The organism is Gilliamella sp. Fer1-1, from assembly GCF_001690825.1.
Lineage (GTDB): Bacteria > Pseudomonadota > Gammaproteobacteria > Enterobacterales > Orbaceae > Gilliamella > Gilliamella apicola_C.
Map to the genome: position 1 here is coordinate 1 of NZ_LZGX01000049.1, position 19,717 is coordinate 19,717.

The 19,717-nt window shown below is 36.1% G+C and carries 13 protein-coding genes; 5 read left to right on the top strand and 8 right to left on the bottom strand.

The features are described from left to right. Window positions 1–72: 72 nt before the first annotated feature. From apaH to pcnB, 5 genes are all read right to left on the bottom strand, one after another. A complete protein-coding gene (apaH, locus tag A9G28_RS06695) occupies window positions 73–891 on the bottom strand; it encodes a bis(5'-nucleosyl)-tetraphosphatase (symmetrical) ApaH (protein ID WP_065580158.1) in 819 nt (272 codons plus the stop codon). Between the two features lie 4 nt (window positions 892–895). Further along, a complete protein-coding gene (gene rsmA, locus A9G28_RS06700) occupies window positions 896–1,693 on the bottom strand; it encodes a 16S rRNA (adenine(1518)-N(6)/adenine(1519)-N(6))-dimethyltransferase RsmA (RefSeq protein WP_065580159.1) in 798 nt (265 codons plus the stop codon). Then, window positions 1,686–2,999: a peptidylprolyl isomerase SurA gene (gene surA / locus A9G28_RS06705; RefSeq protein ID WP_065580160.1), complete on the bottom strand. Its 1,314-nt coding sequence runs from the start codon at window positions 2,997–2,999 to the stop codon at window positions 1,686–1,688. The genes rsmA and surA overlap by 8 nt, the downstream gene beginning before the upstream one ends. An 82-nt stretch (window positions 3,000–3,081) precedes the next feature. Next, window positions 3,082–5,445, bottom strand: coding sequence for an LPS assembly protein LptD (lptD, locus tag A9G28_RS06710; protein ID WP_065580161.1), 2,364 nt, complete (start codon window positions 5,443–5,445; stop codon window positions 3,082–3,084). A 75-nt stretch (window positions 5,446–5,520) separates the two neighbouring features. Next, complete coding sequence (pcnB, locus tag A9G28_RS06715) at window positions 5,521–6,855, bottom strand: polynucleotide adenylyltransferase PcnB (protein ID WP_081297937.1); 1,335 nt, start codon at window positions 6,853–6,855, stop codon at window positions 5,521–5,523. Between the two features lie 430 nt (window positions 6,856–7,285). Between pcnB and oxyR the strand changes: the two genes are divergently transcribed. Both oxyR and fabR read left to right on the top strand, forming a co-directional pair. Next, window positions 7,286–8,212, top strand: a complete 927-nt coding sequence (gene oxyR, locus A9G28_RS06720) for a DNA-binding transcriptional regulator OxyR (protein WP_065566849.1) — start codon at window positions 7,286–7,288, stop codon at window positions 8,210–8,212. A 38-nt stretch (window positions 8,213–8,250) separates the two neighbouring features. Beyond that, window positions 8,251–8,895, top strand: a complete 645-nt coding sequence (gene fabR / locus A9G28_RS06725; RefSeq protein WP_065566848.1) for an HTH-type transcriptional repressor FabR — start codon at window positions 8,251–8,253, stop codon at window positions 8,893–8,895. A 240-nt stretch (window positions 8,896–9,135) separates the two neighbouring features. On the opposite strand, the gene pntB is transcribed toward fabR, so the two are convergent. Together pntB and pntA are read right to left on the bottom strand one after the other, a co-directional pair. Continuing rightward, window positions 9,136–10,527 carry a Re/Si-specific NAD(P)(+) transhydrogenase subunit beta gene (gene pntB, locus A9G28_RS06730; protein WP_065580162.1) on the bottom strand — a complete coding sequence of 464 codons (1,392 nt, stop codon included), beginning with the start codon at window positions 10,525–10,527 and terminating at the stop codon, window positions 9,136–9,138. Window positions 10,528–10,542: 15 nt separating this feature from the next. Continuing rightward, complete coding sequence (pntA, locus tag A9G28_RS06735) at window positions 10,543–12,075, bottom strand: Re/Si-specific NAD(P)(+) transhydrogenase subunit alpha (protein WP_065580163.1); 1,533 nt, start codon at window positions 12,073–12,075, stop codon at window positions 10,543–10,545. Window positions 12,076–12,391: 316 nt separating this feature from the next. On the opposite strand from pntA, the gene mukF reads away from it, so the two are divergent. From mukF to mukB, 3 genes are all read left to right on the top strand, one after another. Next, on the top strand, window positions 12,392–13,714 hold the full coding sequence (mukF, locus tag A9G28_RS06740) for a chromosome partition protein MukF (RefSeq protein ID WP_065566845.1): 1,323 nt from the start codon (window positions 12,392–12,394) through the stop codon (window positions 13,712–13,714). Window positions 13,715–13,802: 88 nt separating this feature from the next. Next, window positions 13,803–14,489 carry a chromosome partition protein MukE gene (gene mukE / locus A9G28_RS06745; protein WP_065566904.1) on the top strand — a complete coding sequence of 229 codons (687 nt, stop codon included), beginning with the start codon at window positions 13,803–13,805 and terminating at the stop codon, window positions 14,487–14,489. Window positions 14,490–14,491: 2 nt separating this feature from the next. Further along, window positions 14,492–18,910 carry a chromosome partition protein MukB gene (gene mukB, locus A9G28_RS06750; RefSeq protein WP_065580164.1) on the top strand — a complete coding sequence of 1,473 codons (4,419 nt, stop codon included), beginning with the start codon at window positions 14,492–14,494 and terminating at the stop codon, window positions 18,908–18,910. Between the two features lie 131 nt (window positions 18,911–19,041). Here the strand turns inward: mukB and A9G28_RS06755 are convergent, their stop codons facing one another. Further along, window positions 19,042–19,680 carry a LemA family protein gene (locus A9G28_RS06755; RefSeq protein ID WP_065580165.1) on the bottom strand — a complete coding sequence of 213 codons (639 nt, stop codon included), beginning with the start codon at window positions 19,678–19,680 and terminating at the stop codon, window positions 19,042–19,044. Between the last annotated feature and the right edge of the window lie 37 nt (window positions 19,681–19,717).

The following is a 19,717-nucleotide window of genomic DNA, read 5'->3' on the forward strand; positions in this document are numbered from 1 at the left end:
GTTAATTATTTTCCATATTGATTTAATGACAGATAAAGTAGACATAATAATTGGTCCTTTTTAATAGTAACTTTAGCTTTTTGTTTCAATATTACGTTTCTTGAAATATTTTTTATCTTCAAATCGTAAGCATGTTAACTTTCCACCCCAACAACACCCTGTATCAAGTGCGTAAATGGTTTCAGGTGTGCCTTTTCCGTTTAACGCTGCCCAATGACCAAAAACAATACTATATTCTTTTGGAATTTTACTTGATAATAAGAACCAAGGTTTAAGTTTTGACGGTGCTTGCTCGGGCGACTTTTTACAATAAAAATCTAAGCGACCATCCTCATAGCAAAAACGCATGCGAGTTAATGCGTTAGCAATATAGCGCAGTCTATCTAAACCTTTTAGTTCAGGCGACCATTCATCAGGAAAGTTACCATACATTTTATCAAGGAATAAGGCATAAGAGTCACTAGATAACATAATGTTCAAGTCATTGGCACATTTTTTTAGTGTTTCAAGATCCCATTGTGGTGAAATACCAGCATGGGTCATAATTAGTTTTAGTGACTCGTCAATTTGAACCAATGGTTGTTTACGTAGCCAATTCATTAATTCATCAAAATCAGGCGCATTGATTACGCATTCAAGATTATCTTTCTTTTTAGAAACAGTAACACCTGCATAAATTGATAATAAATGTAAGTCATGATTACCTAATACTAATCGAATTTGATTGGCATTATGTTTAACAAACCTTAGGGCATCTAATGATTTTGGCCCTCTGGCAACTAGATCACCGGTTAGCCATAGCGTGTCTGATGATGAAAATTTTGCTTTTTCAAGTACTCGCATAAATTCATCATAACACCCATGAATATCGCCAATAAGTAAGTTTGCCATATAGTTAACACCATGAGTTTGCAAGTTGGCAGTATTGCTGTACTGTTAAGTTTTCTGCACGTAAACTTGGATCAATATTTAAATCCTCTAGCTGTTCAGCAGTAAACATGTTGCTTAAACTGTTACGAATAGTTTTACGTCGTTGATTAAATGCTTCCATCGTAATACGAGAAAGTATTTTTATATCATTAACAATATAAGGCTTTTCTTTATAAGGAATTAATTTAACAACAGCTGAATCAACCTTTGGTGCTGGCTTAAATGATGTTGGTGGAACTTCGAGAACAGGTATGATCTGACAATAATATTGAGCCATGACGCTCAATCTACCATAATCTTTACTATTAGGAGCAGCAACTAAGCGAGTTACTACTTCTTTTTGTAGCATAAAATGCATATCAGTAATGATATTTGCATATTCGAATAAATGAAACATTAAAGGTGTTGAAATATTATAAGGTAAGTTTCCAAATACTCTTAATGGTTTGTCTAATTGCTCAGCTAGTTGATTAAAGTCAAAGGTCAGTGCATCTTGTTCAATGACAGTTAGTTTTTTTTTCAATAGTGGGTTTTCCACTAATCTGTTGGCTAAATCTCTGTCGATCTCTATAACGGTCAAATGATCAACACATTGACTTATAGGTACAGTTAATGCTGCAAGGCCAGGGCCTATTTCGACTAGAGCCTGCTCTTTTTTGGGCTGTATAGCTGCAACTATATTTTCGATAATATAATTATCATGTAAAAAGTTTTGCCCAAATCGCTTGCGGGCAAAATGCCCTTGATGAACACGGCTATTCATGTTTATCTTCACCTGTAATTTTAATATAGGCATCACCTTTTATTTCTTGAATCCACACTTGGGCCTCTTCAACAAATTTACGATTAAAAATAAGTTGATAAGCTTGTGCCTTTTCCATGGCATTCTTCCCATCAATCCGCCTTGTATCGATTAATTCGATTAAATGCCAACCATAAGATGATTTTATTGGTTGACTTATTTCCCCTTTTTTTAATTGAGCTAGTGCATTTCTAAAACCGCTATCATAAATCTCAGGACGGTTCCAACCTAAGTTTCCCCCTTTACTCGCTGTACCTGTATCCTCAGAATTAGCTTTAGCAGCTGCTTCAAAAGTTGTTGCACCACTAGTAATTGATTTACGAATATCAGCAAGTTTTTGTTTTGCATTTTGGTCTGTGACTAACACATTTGTTTTAATCAAAATATGACGAGCATTTACTTCTTGGACTGTAATTGTTTTTGGTGCTTCTGAACGTGTATCATCAACTTTTAAAATATGCAGACCCACGCCAGAGCGGATAGGGCCAATAATACTGCCTTTTGCTGCACGTATTAAGCGTTCTTCAAAAATAGTCGGTAACTCATTAAGTTTACGCCAACCCATACTACCACCCTTTAAAGCAAGATCATCGTTTGAATATGAAGTGGCTAATTTAGCAAAATTTTCCCCTTTTTGAGCTCGATTAATAATATCCCGTGCTTTATTTGTTGCATTATCTATTTGTTGTTTTGATGCTCTTTCTGGAATAGAAATCAAAATATGGCTAATTTTTACATCAATATTATTAGTTGGTTGACGAGCAATGTTTTTAGCTAAGTTATCAACTTCTTTTTCTGAAACTTTGATTCTTGGTCTTACTTCATGCATTCGTGTTTCTTCAATCAACATGTCATTATGGATTCTTTCACGATACGCTCCATAGCTGATCCCCATTGTTGACAACTTGCTTCGAAGCTGATCGATAGTCATGCCATTTTGGGCAGCGATTCTGTTAATAGCACTAGTTACCTCGTCATCGCTAACAGTGATTTTAGCTTTAGCTGCTTTTTGTAAAATTAGGTTTTCAATAATTAGACGATCAATGATTTGTTGTCTGAGCACCTTATCATTGGGTAAGTTTCTAGAATCGGTACTAGCTTTAATTGTTTTTAACATGTCATTAACGTCACTTTCTAAAATAACGTTATTATTTACAATTGCAGCAACTTGCTCTACAACTTTAGGTGCAGCATTGGCAGATAATGGTGTTAAAACACCTAAACTTACGCTTAGGTTTAAAGCGATAAATAGTTTTAATAATTTCATCTTCACTCAACTCATTTTGTTGTTGCAGCATTCACTGCTTGCAATAAATTTATTGGTTATCTATCATTTTTACAGAAATATCTTATTCAAATGTTGTTGTATATGGTAGTTTTCCGAAATTTAGCATTTTGGCTTTGGTGTCTCGATTGTTGCCTAATCCTTGCAATTCGAAATTAATAGACAATTTATTTTCATATTTGCTTCTACGAGAAGTATTGTTCCAATCTGTTAATTTTCTACCATACTGTATTGTTGTTCCCCAACAACAATCACTATAATGTAATCCGACAAAACCATCTGCGGATTGCCCTAATTTTACATCATAATAATACGATCCAACAGCGCTGACTGTTTGTGATAATGGCCACGCTGTCATCACTCCTGCTTGGGAGATGTCTTGTTTGTAACCTCTATAAGCAGAATTTTTATCAACAGTATCAATATAGTTACGATTTGCGTAGCGATAAGATAATTGTGCTAACTTATCTGCAGAAGGTCGATATTCAAATGTCGCATTAGCTAATGAAATTGTATCAATTCGAGTATCATACTGGACCCCACTTCTAAAGATCATGTCATCATTTATGCGCCAAAAATTATCTGATGCCCAAGTAATACTGCCAGTGTCAGAGTTTTCGTCTAAATCATTATTGTGTTCACTCGTTTTCGATTTGGTAAAATAAGTAATTTGCCCAATTGATAAGTTGAATTTTTCAACTTTATTCTGATTATAAATTCGTGTTGTTACACCCGTTGATATTTTATTAGTTGAAGCAATTCTATCTAGGCCACTATAAGGCTGATCTCTGAATAAGCCAATATAATCTGATTGCAGTATAGTGGAATCATATGCCCAAATATTTGATTGTTTTCGATATGGAATATAGATGTATTTTACTCGTGGTTCTAAGGTTTGAGTATAGTTATGGAGATAAGGCATATCCCGTTCAAAGATGACTTTACCGTCAATACTAAATTTAGGTAAAAAACGATTTACGTTTTTGTCTAAGTATTTATATTGATCAATATAATTTTTAATATTATCTTGTTTATAGTGAGTAGCCATAAAACCCGCTTCGGTGGCTAATGATGACCAAGAATTAGTTAAGGTATAATTAAGCGTTGGTTCCAGATGTGCTCGCCATGCTTTAGGTTTCTTTTGACCCGATGTCAAGAAGCGGGATAGTTGAGAAAATGCTCTAAACTTGAAAGGTCCCAAATCATTATTATAATAACTAATATCTAATTGTGGCTCGGTTTGGTAAAGTGAATTTTTTAATTCAGAGTGAAATGGCTGAAAATGCTTATAGCCTAGCGTAAGATCCCAATTCTCGTCATTATAAGCAATTTTATAGAACTGTGTTAAGTAGCCAGCAGTTTGGGATGCATATTTAGAGTTTAGATTGGTAAGATACTGATTGTCGCTAACACGCGTTGTATCAGTATAAAAACGCCAATTATAGTTAATTAATTCTTCATTTTTCCAATGGAATAACCAACGATGTTTATTATCATCATAATTGTTGCCATTAAAATGATTTTTTCTATCTGCGTCATATTGTCTATCATGTTGCAACCAAGAAAATGCAAGTGTGCCTAAACCTATTTCATTTAAATAACGAAATTCTGTTTGTAATTGTACACCTCGTTTTTGTAAAATTCTCGGCGTAAAAGTTGCATCATAATTTGGTGCAATATTCCAATAGATTGGTATTGAAAAATCAATGCCATCAGTACTGTCATAGCCAAAATTAGGCATCAATAATCCAGAGCGACGTTTATCGCCAGTTGGTAATTGTAAATAAGGTGAATATAGAACAGGGACTTTACCAACACTAAATACCGCATTCCAAACTTCTAGTAGCTGTTCTTCATTGTCATGAATAACCGTTGTTCCCTTAATATTCCATGTACTATCATTAACAGGACAAGATGTAAAACTACCATTTTTTAAAATAACATAGCGGTTCTTTTCAAAATTCATCTGATCAGCATTACCGCGACCAAGTCGATTAACAAGGTGATATTGGCTTGGGCTCATATTGGCATCATTGTTATTGAGATTCATTGATGCATTCTCGCCTTTCATTTTTATCAAATTATCTTGATAATTAATATTTCCTTCTAATGTTACAGTTCGATTATTATCATCATTGGTGTCAATGGTTACTTTGTCTGCTTGAACAGTGCGGTTACCTTGCTCAATAAATACTTCACCTTGATATATGGCAATATTTGGATAAATCGCTTCGAATTGATTAGCTTCAGCATTGACTGGTAAGGTATTTATATTTCCATTGACTAAAGGGCGATCAAACCTAGGTACGTCTACAAGGCATTGAGGATTATTGCTAACAGCTTTCGGTAAATCTATAGCATAACTAGCGTTGTTATACAAAGAAATAGTGATGGTTAGTGCAATAAGAGAAGGCGTTAATTTTTTCATCAATGATTATAAAATTATTATGATTATTTTAATTTCAACATTATAACGATTATTTATAAAAGTGCGAATTAAAAATTAACGTTTCACTTTGCGTTTATTGATTTTATTAAGTTGTTTTACCATCAATATTCTTTTTTCTACCGAAGAGTATTGGAATTCATCCCACCATTTAGCCAGTTCTAAGAGTTCTCCTTTTTCGATTGAGGCTCGCATTTCTAACAGATCATAAGCTGCTCGAAATTTAGGATGTTCTAATATAACAAATGCTCGTTTACCTTCTCGTTTTTTCATACGTAGCTGCAAGCGCCAAATATCTCCCATTGTAGAGGTAAAACGTCGAGGTATGGCAATATTTTTGCATTGCTCACTTAGCACTTCGTTAATTGTCATCGAAAATGAATCATGGAATGGTAAGCCACTTTCAACGCAGGTTGCTTGTGTTTGCTCAATAATTGGGTACCAGAAAAATGCAGCGAATAAAAATGCAGGGTTGACCCGTTTATTGTTGGCAATACGATAATCGGTATTTTTTAGAGCCTGCGCAATGATTTTTTCTAGGTAACCATTTTGATTATTGGTAAAAAACCGCCCAATAATCGGAAATAATTGCTCAAAAAGACAATATTCTCTCAGTAGCTCATAAGTTTTGTAGCCATTGCCTGCTTGTAATAGTTTAAGAGACTCATCAAAAAGCCGAGCAGACGGAATATTTTTTAATAAAGGTGCAAGGTGTTTAATTGGTTCAGCAGTAGCTGGTTCAATTGCCATATTTAATTTAGCAGCAAAACGAACAGTTCTTAACATTCTAACAGGATCTTCTCGATAACGAGTCTGTGGATCGCCGATTAATCGAATAATACCTTTTTGTAAATCTTTCAATCCTCCGCAATAATCACGTAAAGTGAAATCATTAATACTATAATAAAGGGCATTCATGGTAAAATCGCGGCGAATTGCATCTTGTTCAATAGTTCCGTACACATTATCTCGTAACAGCATACCTGATTGTGAACGTTTAGATATATTAGTTTGTCCTTCTTGAGACGCATGATCTCCACGAAAAGTCGCAACTTCAATGATTTCTTTGCCAAACATAATGTGAGCGAGGCGAAATCGCCTTCCCACTAGACGACAGTTACGGAAAAGCTTCTGAATTTGCTCGGGTGTTGCATTAGTCGTGATATCAAAATCTTTTGGTGTTTTGCCTAAAATGAGATCTCTAATACATCCACCTACTAAATAAGCTTCATACCCTTGTTTATTTAATCGATGAAGGACTTTTAATGCATTTTCACTAATTTCTTTGCGGGATATATTATGTTCATTACGTGGAATGGACACATAGCCCATTTTCTGTTTATCTTCATGACGGAAAAACTTTTGATAAAAACGTGAAACTTGTTTAAAAATAGCACACCTCAAAAAAGTATCTTGGCTTAAAAATAGTTATTGTGTGTGATTATATCGTAATTGCTAATAAGTTTCCATGTTTCTTAAAATTGATGTTTTTCTCTCAATAAAATGATTTTTCCAAAATGATTTAAATATTATATTTGATTTTTTGAACATAATTATCAACAATAGTACTTAATATAGTAATATTAGTAATACCTAATTAAAAACGACAAATTTCGTTTTGCATTGGTTAGTGTTTTTTACTAACTGATTAAGATGAAATAAAACTATACTCAGAACTTCTTCTTGTTTATTTGTTTCGTAGGATATTATTTATAAAGCATTATAATTTAAGAAATTATAAAGCGCATTTTTAATGCTATTAATCTTACATATGGAAGCTATTTGAGTATATACCATTAACTAATAACTTATTGGGGATATTATGAATATTCGTGATTTGGAATATTTTGTTTCGTTAGCTGAATTTCGCCATTTTCGTAAAGCAGCAGATGCTTGCAATGTGAGTCAACCAACTCTTAGTGGCCAAATTAGAAAATTAGAAGATGAATTAGGCGTAATGTTATTAGAACGTACGAGCCGCAAAGTATTATTTACACAAACAGGTATGATGCTAGTTGAACAGGCTAAAGAGATTTTGCGTAATATTCAAATTCTAAAAGAAATGGCAAGCCGTCAAGGTGAAGAAATGTCAGGACCGATGCATATCGGATTAATTCCTACTATAGCGCCTTATCTTTTACCTCATGTTATTACCGTTTTACATGAATCTTTTCCAAAATTAGAACTTTACTTACATGAAGCACAAACGGCTAGTATTGTTGCCCAGTTAGAAAGTGGTAAGCTTGATTGCGCTATTGTTGCGCAAGTTAAAGAGACATCTCAATTTATTGAATTGCCTTTATTTGAGGAACCGATGTTTTTAGCTGTTCGATCTGATAACGAGCTAGCAAATAAAAAGACCATTAAATTATCTGGCTTAAAAGGACATAAATTTTTAATGTTAGAAGATGGTCACTGCTTGCGTGATCACGCAATGGGGTATTGTTTTCAAGTTGGCATTGATGAAGATAAACAGTTCAAAGCGACTAGTCTTGAAACGCTAAGGAGTATGATTTCTGCCGGTCGTGGTATCACTTTATTTCCAGAACTTGCTGCGCCTAATGAGCGAATTCGTGATAATATTTGTTATATTCCTTGTACAGACCCAGTACCATCACGTAGTATTACTTTGATTTATCGCCCTGGTTCACCATTACGCTCTCGCTATGAAACAATAGCTAAGACTATCCGTGAGCATATGCCAAAAGTACTTGCTGAAAAAGAGCAATTATTAAAATCAGCAAATTAATGTTCGAGGATGTAGGAATATCAGAATTGAGCTATTAGATGAAAAATATCAAGACTGGTGGTGTTCGAGCTCAACAGAAAGAAAGAACTCGTCGTACTTTAATCGAAGCCGCATTTAATCAACTTAATGCAGAGCAAGGTTTTGCTAGTTTAAGTTTACGAGAGGTAGCGCGTGAAGCAGGAATAGCCGCTACTTCATTTTATCGGCATTTCCGTGATATGGATGAGCTTGGTTTAGCGATGGTTGATGAAAGTGGCTTAACGCTTCGTCAATTGTTGCGCCAAGCACGTAAACGTATCGAAAAAGGTGGTAGTGTATTACAGACATCAGTAACCACTTTTATTGAATTTATTGATAGAAATCCGAAAGTATTTTTATTGCTTCTTCGTGAAAAGGCAGGGACATCGTCTGCTTTTCGCTCTGCTATTGCGCGCGAAATTCAACACTTTATTGTTGAGCTTGTTGATTATCTTGATAATGCCAACCAAATGCCTCACCATTATAACGAAGCGCAAGCCGAAGCGATGGTCACTATTGCATTTAATGCTGGTGCTGAAGCCATTGATTTTGACATAGTCCAGCGTCAAAAACTAATTGAAGATCTTATTTTTCAGCTTCGAATGGTGTCCCGTGGAGCGTATTATCTTTATCATAAAGAACAAATTAAAAAAGATAACTGTTAGCAGAAAGGCTATTTCATACATGAAACCTGTATTTTTCTAAAATTATTTTAACTAAATAAATCATTTGCTCAGTTGGCACTAACAGAAAAGGTTAATATTATTTTGCTAATTTAGTTACTATTTAATTTAGTTAATATTAATGGTATGAATTTCTAGCATTTAAGTTTGTAGATAGGCGGCAAAAGCTTATTTTTCGGTTATTACTGTGGCAAGCGCCACAGTAATATTTGCCGTAATTCATTAAAGGTTTTGTAGTACCTTCTCAACGCTATCTTTCGCATCGCCAAATAGCATATAACTATTTTCTTTAAAGAAGAGTGGGTTTTGCACACCAGCATAACCGGTATTCATTGATCGTTTAGAAATAATTACCGTTTTTGCTTTCCAAACCTCAAGAACTGGCATGCCAGCAATTGGACTATTTGGATCTTCTTCTGCTGCTGGGTTAACAGTATCATTTGCACCAATAACCCAAACGACATCGGTGTCAGGGAAGTCATCATTGATTTCATCCATTTCAAGGACGATATCATAAGGGACTTTGGCTTCCGCAAGTAACACATTCATATGTCCAGGCAAGCGTCCTGCAACAGGGTGAATACCAAATCTCACTTCAATATTCATTGCTCGTAGTTTTTCTGTAATATTACTTACAGCACCTTGTGCTTGCGCAACAGCCATACCATAGCCAGGAACAATAATAACAGAGCGGGCATCTTTTAATGTTTGTGCAACTTCAGCGGGTTGCATTTCACGGTACTCACCTTGTTCTTCATCAGATGAATTTGCTATATTACCATCACTACCAAATCCACCTGCGATAACGCTAATAAATGAACGGTTCATTGCTTTACACATAATATATGAAAGAATTGCGCCTGATGAACCAACTAATGCACCAGTTACAATAAGAAGATCATTACCTAACATAAAGCCTGCAGCAGCAGCAGCCCAACCCGAATAAGAGTTTAGCATTGAAATAACAACAGGCATGTCAGCACCACCAATTGAGGCAACAAGATGGAAGCCAAAAGCAAAAGCGATAATTGCCATAACTAATAAGCTAATTGTTGCACCTGCACCACTTTTCAGTTCAACAAAGCTAAACATTAAAATGATAGAAACAACAATTGCCGCTAGGTTCCAATAATGTTTGTTTGGAATGGATAGCGGTTTAGAACTAATGCGACCATTTAATTTGCCAAAGGCGACAACAGAGCCTGAGAAAGTAACTGCACCGATAAAGACACCAACAAATATTTCAACTAAGTGAACACTAAGTTCACCGCCGCTAAAATTTTGGATGTGAGGATCTAAGAAGCTGTTGAAACCAACAAGCACGGCGGCCATGCCGACAAAGCTGTGAAGTAAGGCAACCAGTTCTGGCATTTGTGTCATTTCAACTTTTTGAGCTAAATATAAACCAATTGCCGCACCAATAACCATAGCGATAACTATCCAGTGTAGTCCACCAGTGATACTAGCAACCGCTGCGATAAGGGCGATTGCCATGCCAATCATACCGTAGATATTTCCTGATTTGGCCGACTCTTGGTTAGAAAGACCTCGTAAGCTAAAAATAAAAAGTAATGCAGCAATAACATAGGCTGCTTGAATTATTCCATTACTCATAATTTATGCTCTCCTTTACTTATCACGTTGGAACATTTTCAGCATTCTTTGGGTAACAAAGAATCCACCAAAAATATTGATACTAGCAATCAAAATAGCTACAAAGGCAATTGCCGTTGTTAAGCCATTATCATCGCTGACTTGTAATATTGCACCGACTAATATAATACCGGAAATGGCATTTGTTACCGACATTAGTGGTGTATGTAAAGAATGTGTGACATTCCACACTACGTAGTAGCCAACTACACAAGATAACGCAAACACAGTAAAGTGACCTAAAAAGCTTTCAGGAACGGAATGAGCAAGCCAGAAGAAAGCAATAATAGCCAAAGCTAAAATACCGTATTTTTTACGAACATCCATTGGTTTTGGTTCTGGCTTGGCTATTGGTTCAGCTACTTTTTTCTGTGGTTGAGCTGATACTTGAATTGGTGGCGCTGGCCAAGTAATTTCTTTATCTTTAACAACGGTAACACCGCGGATAACAACATCTTCAAAGTTAATATCAATGTTTCCGTCTTTTTCTTTAGCTAGCAGCTTCAATAGGTTAACAATGTTAGTCCCATAAAGTTGAGATGCTTGAGCTGGCATACGATTAGCTAAATCAGTATAACCAACAATTTTTACATTATTATCTGTTTCGAAAACTTCGCCGGGTTTAGTTAATTCACAGTTACCGCCAGTTAACGCAGCTAAATCAACAATAACACTGCCTGGTTTCATTGATTCAACCATTTCTTTAGAAATAAGTTTCGGTGCTGGTTTACCTGGAATGAGTGCTGTGGTAATAATGATATCCACATCTTTGGCTTGTTCTGCAAATAAAGCCATCTCTGCTTCTATAAAAGCTGCTGACATCTGTTTTGCATAACCATCACCAGTTCCAGCTTCTTCTTCAAAGTCTAGCTCTAAAAAATCGGCGCCCATACTGTTAATTTGTTCAGCAACTTCTGGGCGGGTATCAAAAGCACGGACAATTGCACCTAAGCTCACTGCTGCACCAATTGCGGCAAGACCAGCAACCCCTGCGCCAATAACTAATACTTTTGCTGGTGGTACTTTACCAGCAGCAGTAACTTGACCTGTAAAGAATCGACCAAATTGGTTAGCCGCTTCAATAACAGAACGATAACCAGCAATATTAGACATTGAACTTAATGCGTCTAAAGATTGTGCGCGTGAAATACGAGGCACACAGTCCATTGCCATCACAGTAATATTTTTAGTTGCTAATTTTTCTAATAGTTCCTTGTGTTGTGCTGGATAAATATAACTGATGAGTGTTAATCCATCTTTCATTAAAGCAATTTCATCATCTGTTGGTGCATGAAATTTTAAAATGAGATCATTTTGCCAAATATCTTGCGTATTTTGAATTGTGGCTCCAGCATCAATAAAAGCTTGGTCTTCAAAATGAGCAGCATGTCCAGCGCCTTGCTCTACAGAAACTGTAAAACCAAGTTTTAACAGTTGCTCAATTGTTTGAGGGGTAGCGGCAACTCTAGCTTCATTGGCTAACCGTTCTTTAGGTATACCGATATGCATTTCGTTACGTCCTTATGTTAGTTTATTGAATGTGTATTGATTTTAGCATAAATAGTTTTGTGTGCGAGTAGGGAATCCATTTTTTATTCAAGAAATAAGATTTTAAATTATTTTAGTGATATTTATTAATTAATATTATTATGAAGTCATTACTAAATAGCTATAATTTTAATGGTATGGTTTTGACGCTTTCATTGAATATCATTACAAATTTACTCTATATTGTTATATAATCGGCAGTATTTTCGTTTATACCGCAAGATAAAAAGCTATGTGGTGTTTTTGATTTTATTCTCCTTAAATTAAGGATTTTTTTATGATTGATTTTTCCCAATCAGTGCCAGAACTGGTCTCTTGGGCAAAAAAGAATGATTTTTCGATCGTCTTGCCTGTTGAAAGGTTAGCTTTTTTATTAGCTATTGCTGTATTAAACAGCGAGCGTTTTGATGGAGAGATGACAGAATCGGAATTAATTGACGCTTTTAGGCATGTTTCACAAATTTTTGAGCAAAGTGAAGATACCATTACTGTGCGTGCCAATAATGCAATTAATGATTTAGTCCGACAGCGGTTTATTACTCGATTTACCAGTGAAATGACCGATGGGTTTTCTATCTATCGTTTAACACCTTTAGGAATAGGTATTACCGACTATTATATCCGTCAGAGGGAGTTTTCCACGTTACGTTTATCTCTTCAGCTTTCTATTGTTGCACAAGAGTTAAAACGAGCTGCTGACGCAGCACTTGAAGGTGGCGATGACTTACATTGGCATCGCAATGTTTTTGCACCGTTAAAATATTCAGTTGCTGAGATTTTTGATAGTATCGATATCACACAACGCGTAATGGATGAGCAACAAGCTGATGTGAAGCAAAATATTTCGGCATTATTAAGCCAAGATTGGCAAGCGGCGATTAGTAGTTGTGAAGGTTTGCTCACCGAAACATCGCAAACATTGCGCGAATTACAAGACACTTTAGCAGCGGCTGGGGATAAATTGCAAGCCAGTTTGCTTTTAATACAAGATGCGACGCTTGATAATCCTGATCTTGATAAAATTAACAATGTTGTTATGGATTTACAAGGTAAACTAGATCGAATTATTGGTTGGGGGCAAAAAGCGATAGACCTTTGGATCGGTTATGATCGCCATGTTCATAAATTTATTCGTACTGCTATTGACTTAGATAAAAATCGTGTGTTTTCACAGCGTTTACGCAAATCGATACAAGGATATTTTGAGTTGCCTTGGGCACTGACATTCGCTAATGCCGATCGCTTACTTGATATGCGTGATGAAGAACTAGCTTTACATGAAGCAGAAGTAACAGGAGAATTACCGTCAGAACTTGAATTTGAAATGATTGAAGAGATTCAAGAACATATAATTGCTCATATTGAGCAAAATTTATTGGTCTTTAAGCAAGAACATAAACCACTTGATATAGGTCTTGCCATTTATAGCTATTTGGAACAGTTCCCACGCGAACAACACTTTGATATTGCAAGGTTATTTATTGAGCAAGCTATTCGTCTAGGTATTGCCGAAGATGACTTGCTTGGAATTCCTGCTGAGTGGAAGCCTATTAACGATTATGGAGCTAAGGTGCAAGCACATGTCATCAACAGATATTAACGATTTTGAAACACAACGAACCGCACATCATCTTGATGAAGTTAAGGAGCGTATAGCCGCAAGCTCTCAAGCGTCTATTGATAAATATATGCCAGTTAAATTGGCGCAAGCAATTGCTAATCCCATCTTCCCTGAGCTTGATAGTTTACTGCGTTCTGGGCGCCATATTGGCATTGATGAGCTTGATCATCATGCCTTTCTAATGGATTTCCAACTTGAGCTTGAACAATTTTATCAACGTTATAATGTTGAATTAATTCGAGCGCCAGAAGGCTTTTTTTACCTACGCCCTCGTTCTACAACATTAATTCCTCGCTCAGTTCTTTCTGAACTTGATATGCTTGTTGGCAAGGTACTTTGCTATTTATACTTAAGCCCAGAACGATTGGCTCATGAAGGCATTTTTACCCTACAAGAATTGTTTGATGAGTTAGTTTCGTTAGCTGATGAAAGTAAATTACTTAAATTAGTGAACCAACGTTCAACAGGATCTGATTTGGACCGCCAAAAACTCTTTGATAAAGTGAAAACAGCTTTAAATCGTTTACGCCGGCTGGGTATGATCTTTTTTATTGTTGGTAACGATAGTAATCGTTTTCGTATCAACGAAGCTATTTTCCGCTTTGGGGCAGATGTGCGTAGTGGTGATGATGTACAAGAAGCCCAATTACGCTTAATTAGAGATGGAGAAGCAATTAAAATTGAATCATCACTTACCTTAGATAATGACAATAATGAAGAGCAATATGAAGACGTTAATGAGGAGACAGAATAAACATGATTGGCCACGGTAAATTTCACTCATTAACGCTAATTAACTGGAATGGTTTTTTTGCGCGAACTTTTGAGCTTGATCAATTAGTCACAACGCTATCGGGTGGTAATGGCGCGGGTAAATCCACTACGATGGCAGCATTTGTTACAGCATTAATTCCCGACTTAACCTTATTACATTTTAGAAACACAACCGAAGCAGGGGCAACATCAGGATCTCGAGATAAAGGTTTGCATGGTAAATTAAAACCAGGCGTTTGCTATTCTATGCTTGATGTAATTAACTCTCGTAACCAACGAATTATTTGTGGTGTACGATTACAGCAAGTAGCGGGGCGTGACAAAAAAGTTGATATCAAACCATTTTTATTGCAAGGCTTATCGGTAAATATAAGCCCAACTGAACTAGTAACAGAAAGATTAAATGATAAACAGGCACGTATTTTGTCGTTGCCAGAGTTAAAAGAAAAAGTTGAATTGATGGAAGGCATTATCTTTAAACAATTTAACTCTATTACTGATTATCATTCAGTTATGTTTGATTTTGGTCTTTTACCAAAACGATTACGTTCTCCATCTGATAGAAGCAAGTATTATCGTTTGATCGAAGCTTCCCTTTATGGTGGTATCTCAAGTGCTATTACCCGCTCACTGCGTGACTATTTATTACCTGAAAATAGCGGTGTACGTAAAGCCTTTCAAGATATGGAAGCGGCATTACGTGAAAACCGAATGACTTTAGAGGCTATTCGAGTCACGCAATCGGATCGCGATTTATTCAAACATCTTATTAGTGAATCGACTAATTATGTCGCCGCTGATTATATGCGCCATGCTAACGAACGCCGAGTGCATATTGAATCAGTACTTGGTTTGCGCCGTGATATGTTTAAAACACAAGATTTGCTTATTAGCAATCAATATCGTCAAGTTGAAATGGCGAAAGAGCTTAAAGAACATCAAGCAGCGCAAAGCGATTTAGAAACGGATTTACAAGCTGCTAATGATCACCTGAATTTAGCGCAAGCCGCATTGCGTCAACAAGAGAAGATCGATCGCTATCAAGCTGATTTAGATGATCTAAATTTAAAGCTTGAAGAGCAAAATGAAGTGGTGCTTGAAGCAAATGAACAATATCAAATTTATCGTGATCAAGTTCAACAAACTGAACAAGAAGTTGATGAAATCAAAACCCAGCTAGCAGATTACCAGCAAGCACTTGATGTTCAACAAACACGTGCAATTCAATATCAACAAGCGTTGCAAGCACTAAAAAATGCGCAATCATTATGCCAACTACCAAAACTAAGCATTAGCAATATTGAAGATCATTTTGCTGTATTTGATGAAAAGCAAAAAGAAATTACCGAACAAGTGCTTGAGCTAGAACAAAAATTAAGTGTATCTGATGCGGCAATTAATCAGTTTGATCGTGCTTATCAATTGGTGGTTAAATTAGTTGGTGATGTGACTCGTAGTGATGCGTTTGTTGCAGCAAAAGAATCGTTAAGAAAATGGCCATCACAATGTTACCAAGCCGAACAAGCCGAACATTTACAGTTACAACTAGATGAACTTGAACAACGTTTTTTTGAGCAGAAAGAGGCGGAATCATTATTAACACAATTTTGTAAACGCATTAATCGTCAAGTTAATTACGATGAACTTGATGATTTAAAGCAAGAGCTTGAAATGCAATTAGACGAAGTCGCAGAGCTTGCTAACAAATCGAGTGAAAAAAGAATTGAATCTAGACAAGAGTTTGAACAGATTCAATCGAAAATTGCTGATTATCGCCAAAAAGCACCATTATGGTTAAAAGCTCAAGATTCCCTAATTGCTTTGCAAGAACAAACAGGCGAAACTTTTAGTAACAGCCAAGATGTTACACAACATATGCAAAAGTTACTTGAAAAAGAGCGTGTGCTTGTTGCTGAGCGAGATCAAATTAGTTTTAGACGCAATCAATTAGATGTTCAAATTGAACAACTGAATCAACCTAGTGGCGTTGATGATGGTCGCCTATCTGTACTTTCAGAGCGATTTAATGGTGTCTTACTCTCTGAAATTTATGAAGATGTAACCATAGATGATGCCCCTTACTTTTCAGCGCTTTACGGCCCAGCAAGGCAAGCGATTGTTGTACCTGACTTATCGCTGGTTAAACAGCAGTTAGAAAGCCTGACTGCAAGTGATGAGGATTATCCAGAAGATATTTATTTTATCGAAGGAGATCCATCATCATTTGATGATAGTGTTTTTGATTGTGAAGAGATGAATAAAGCGGTGTTAGTTAAAACCGGTGAGCGCCAGTGGCGATTCTCAAGTTTTCCTAATGTGCCATTATTTGGTCGTGCAGCACGTGAAATTCATCTCGAAAAATTATCTGCTGAACGAGATGAATTGCATGAACGTTATGCAACTATTTCATTTGATTTACAAAAGTTACAACGCATTGAGCAAAATGTTGGACAATTTATCGGTCAATATCTTGCTGTAGCTTTTGATATTGATCCTGAAGCTGAAGTTCAAAAATTAACAATGAGACGTAATGAAATTGAACGTCAACTCGCATCTCAAGAAAGTATCGATCAACAAAACCAACAACAAGTCGCTAATTATAAAGAGCAATTAGCAACTATTAATAAACTTGTTGCCCAGATGCATCTACTTGCTGATGATGATTTAGCTGATCGTGTTGATGAATTACGTGAACAATTAGTCGAAGCGCAAGAGTCAGTGCAATATGTTAGCCGTAATCGTAACACAGTTTCTGAACTTGAACCGATTGTGACGGTATTACAAAGCGATCCAGAGCAAAATGAAGCATTGCGAGAGCATTACAATATAGTCAAAGCACAGCAACAAACCATTCGACAACAAGTCTTTGCATTAACTGAAGTGATACAACGCCGTGCTCATTTTAGTTATGAAGATTCAGCGGGCATGTTAAATGAAAATAGCGACTTAAATGAACAATTACGTTCTCGCTTAGAAATCGTTGAAGCTCAAAAAGTTGCAGCACGCAGCCAAATGCAACAGTATCAAGATAAATACAATCAATATAATCAAACGCTTGCATCGCTAAAAAGTGCTTTTGAAACTAAGCGCGATATGCTAAATGAACTACATAAAGAAATTGAGCAAATCGGTGTAAAAGCCGATGCGATTACTGAAGAGCGGGCACGCGCTCGCCGTGATGAAATCCATCACAAATTAAATAGTAATCGCCAATATTGTACATCGCTTGAAAAACAATTGATTATGTGTGAAAGCGAAATGACGCAAATGCAAAAACGCTTAACTCAAACGTTGCGTGATTATAAACAACTTCGAGAACAAGTAGTGCAAGCGAAAGTGGGTTGGTGTTTAGTACTAAGACTAGTTAAAGACAATAGCGTTGAACGCCGTTTACATCGTCGTGAGCTTGCTTATTTAAGTGCCGATGAGCTGCGTTCAATGTCAGATAAAGCATTAGGCTCATTACGTTTAGCAGTTAACGATAATGAACATTTACGGGATGTCTTAAGATTATCTGAAGATCCAAAACGCCCAGAACGCAAAATTCAATTTTATATTGCAGTTTATGCGCATTTACGCGAACGAATTCGCCAAGATATTGTAAAAACTGATGATCCAATTGAAGCTATTGAACAAATGGAAATTGAGTTATCGCGTTTGACCGAAGAATTAACATCTCGAGAACAGCAGTTAGCGATAAGCTCCAAAAGTGTGTCAAATATTATCCGTAAAACTATTCAACGTGAGCAAAACCGTATCCGACTACTTAACCAAGGATTACAAGCAGTGGCATTTGGTCAAGTTAATGGGGTACGCTTAAATGTTAATGTTCGAGAGGCGCATTCCTCGCTTTTAGCCGCACTTGCTGATGAAAAAAATGAACATCAAGATCTGTTTAGTAACAATCGCATTACTTTCTCAGAGGCTTTAGCTAAACTTTATCAGCGCTTAAATCCACATATTGATATGGGACAACGAACCGCTCAAAATATTGGTGAAGAGCTACTTGATTATCGAAATTACCTTGAAATGGATGTTGAAGTCAATCGGGGGGCTGATGGTTGGTTACGTGCTGAAAGTGGCGCATTATCAACGGGCGAGGCTATCGGTACAGGTATGTCAATTTTACTCATGGTGATTCAAAGTTGGGAAGAAGAATCCAAGCGGCTACGTAATAAAGATATCTTACCATGTCGTTTGTTATTCTTAGATGAAGCGGCTCGATTAGATGCAAAATCCATTGCAACATTATTTGAGTTATGTGAACGTTTGGAGATGCAACTAATTATAGCTGCCCCAGAAAATATCAGTCCTGAAAAAGGTACAACGTATAAACTTGTGCGTAAAGTTATCAATAACCAAGAACATGTCCATGTGGTTGGTTTGAAAGGTTTTGCGTAATAATTTTTAATTATATTTACTTATTTTTTCGCCGACATTGTCGGCGAATTTTTAATGATAAGTGATAAAAATATACCTTCTTCCAACCAAACCAAAAAAGCGCCAATGTTATCACTAGATCTTTGTTAATTTTACGGCTCGACTTCTTCAGTATTATTATCTCTTTTCGCTTTTATTTTTTTGACATTTTCAGTTGCTACCGAGGCCATTCTTCCCATGGTATCTCTAAGAATTTTTCCATCATCGGTTTTAAATGAAGCAAGCTGTTCTATACCATTTTCATCGACTTCAAAATAGGTTGCTTCAACAAACCCCAATTTACTTGCATAGAATAGATGAGGAATACTACCACGAGTTGAATTATAGATTTGAACTGCCGCATTATAATCTTCTCTTCTTTTTAAAATCGTGTTTTCAATCTCATCAAGTTGCACCATTAATTGCTGATAAGTCGAGTTTGCTTTTAAATCAGGAAAACGATTTGCTAGCATTTGAACATTACCGATAACTCGAGATGCTTCAGATGCAACATTATTTGCGGTAGCAATATTATTACTCTCAGTCACAGTAAAGTGAGTTAACTTTTCATGATCGCCATAACTAGACGCGATATCAGACAACCTTTGCGCTATATCGTGCCTTTTCTTTATCGTTACATAAATATTTGATTGTTTTTGTTTTACATTTTCAGCTAAGCTCCTAAGCTTATTGTATGCAAGAAATAGCCAAACTAAAACAGCAATGACCAAAATAAAAAATAAGAAAAACATATTATTGCCTCTTTGTTGTAATTAAATTTCTATAATT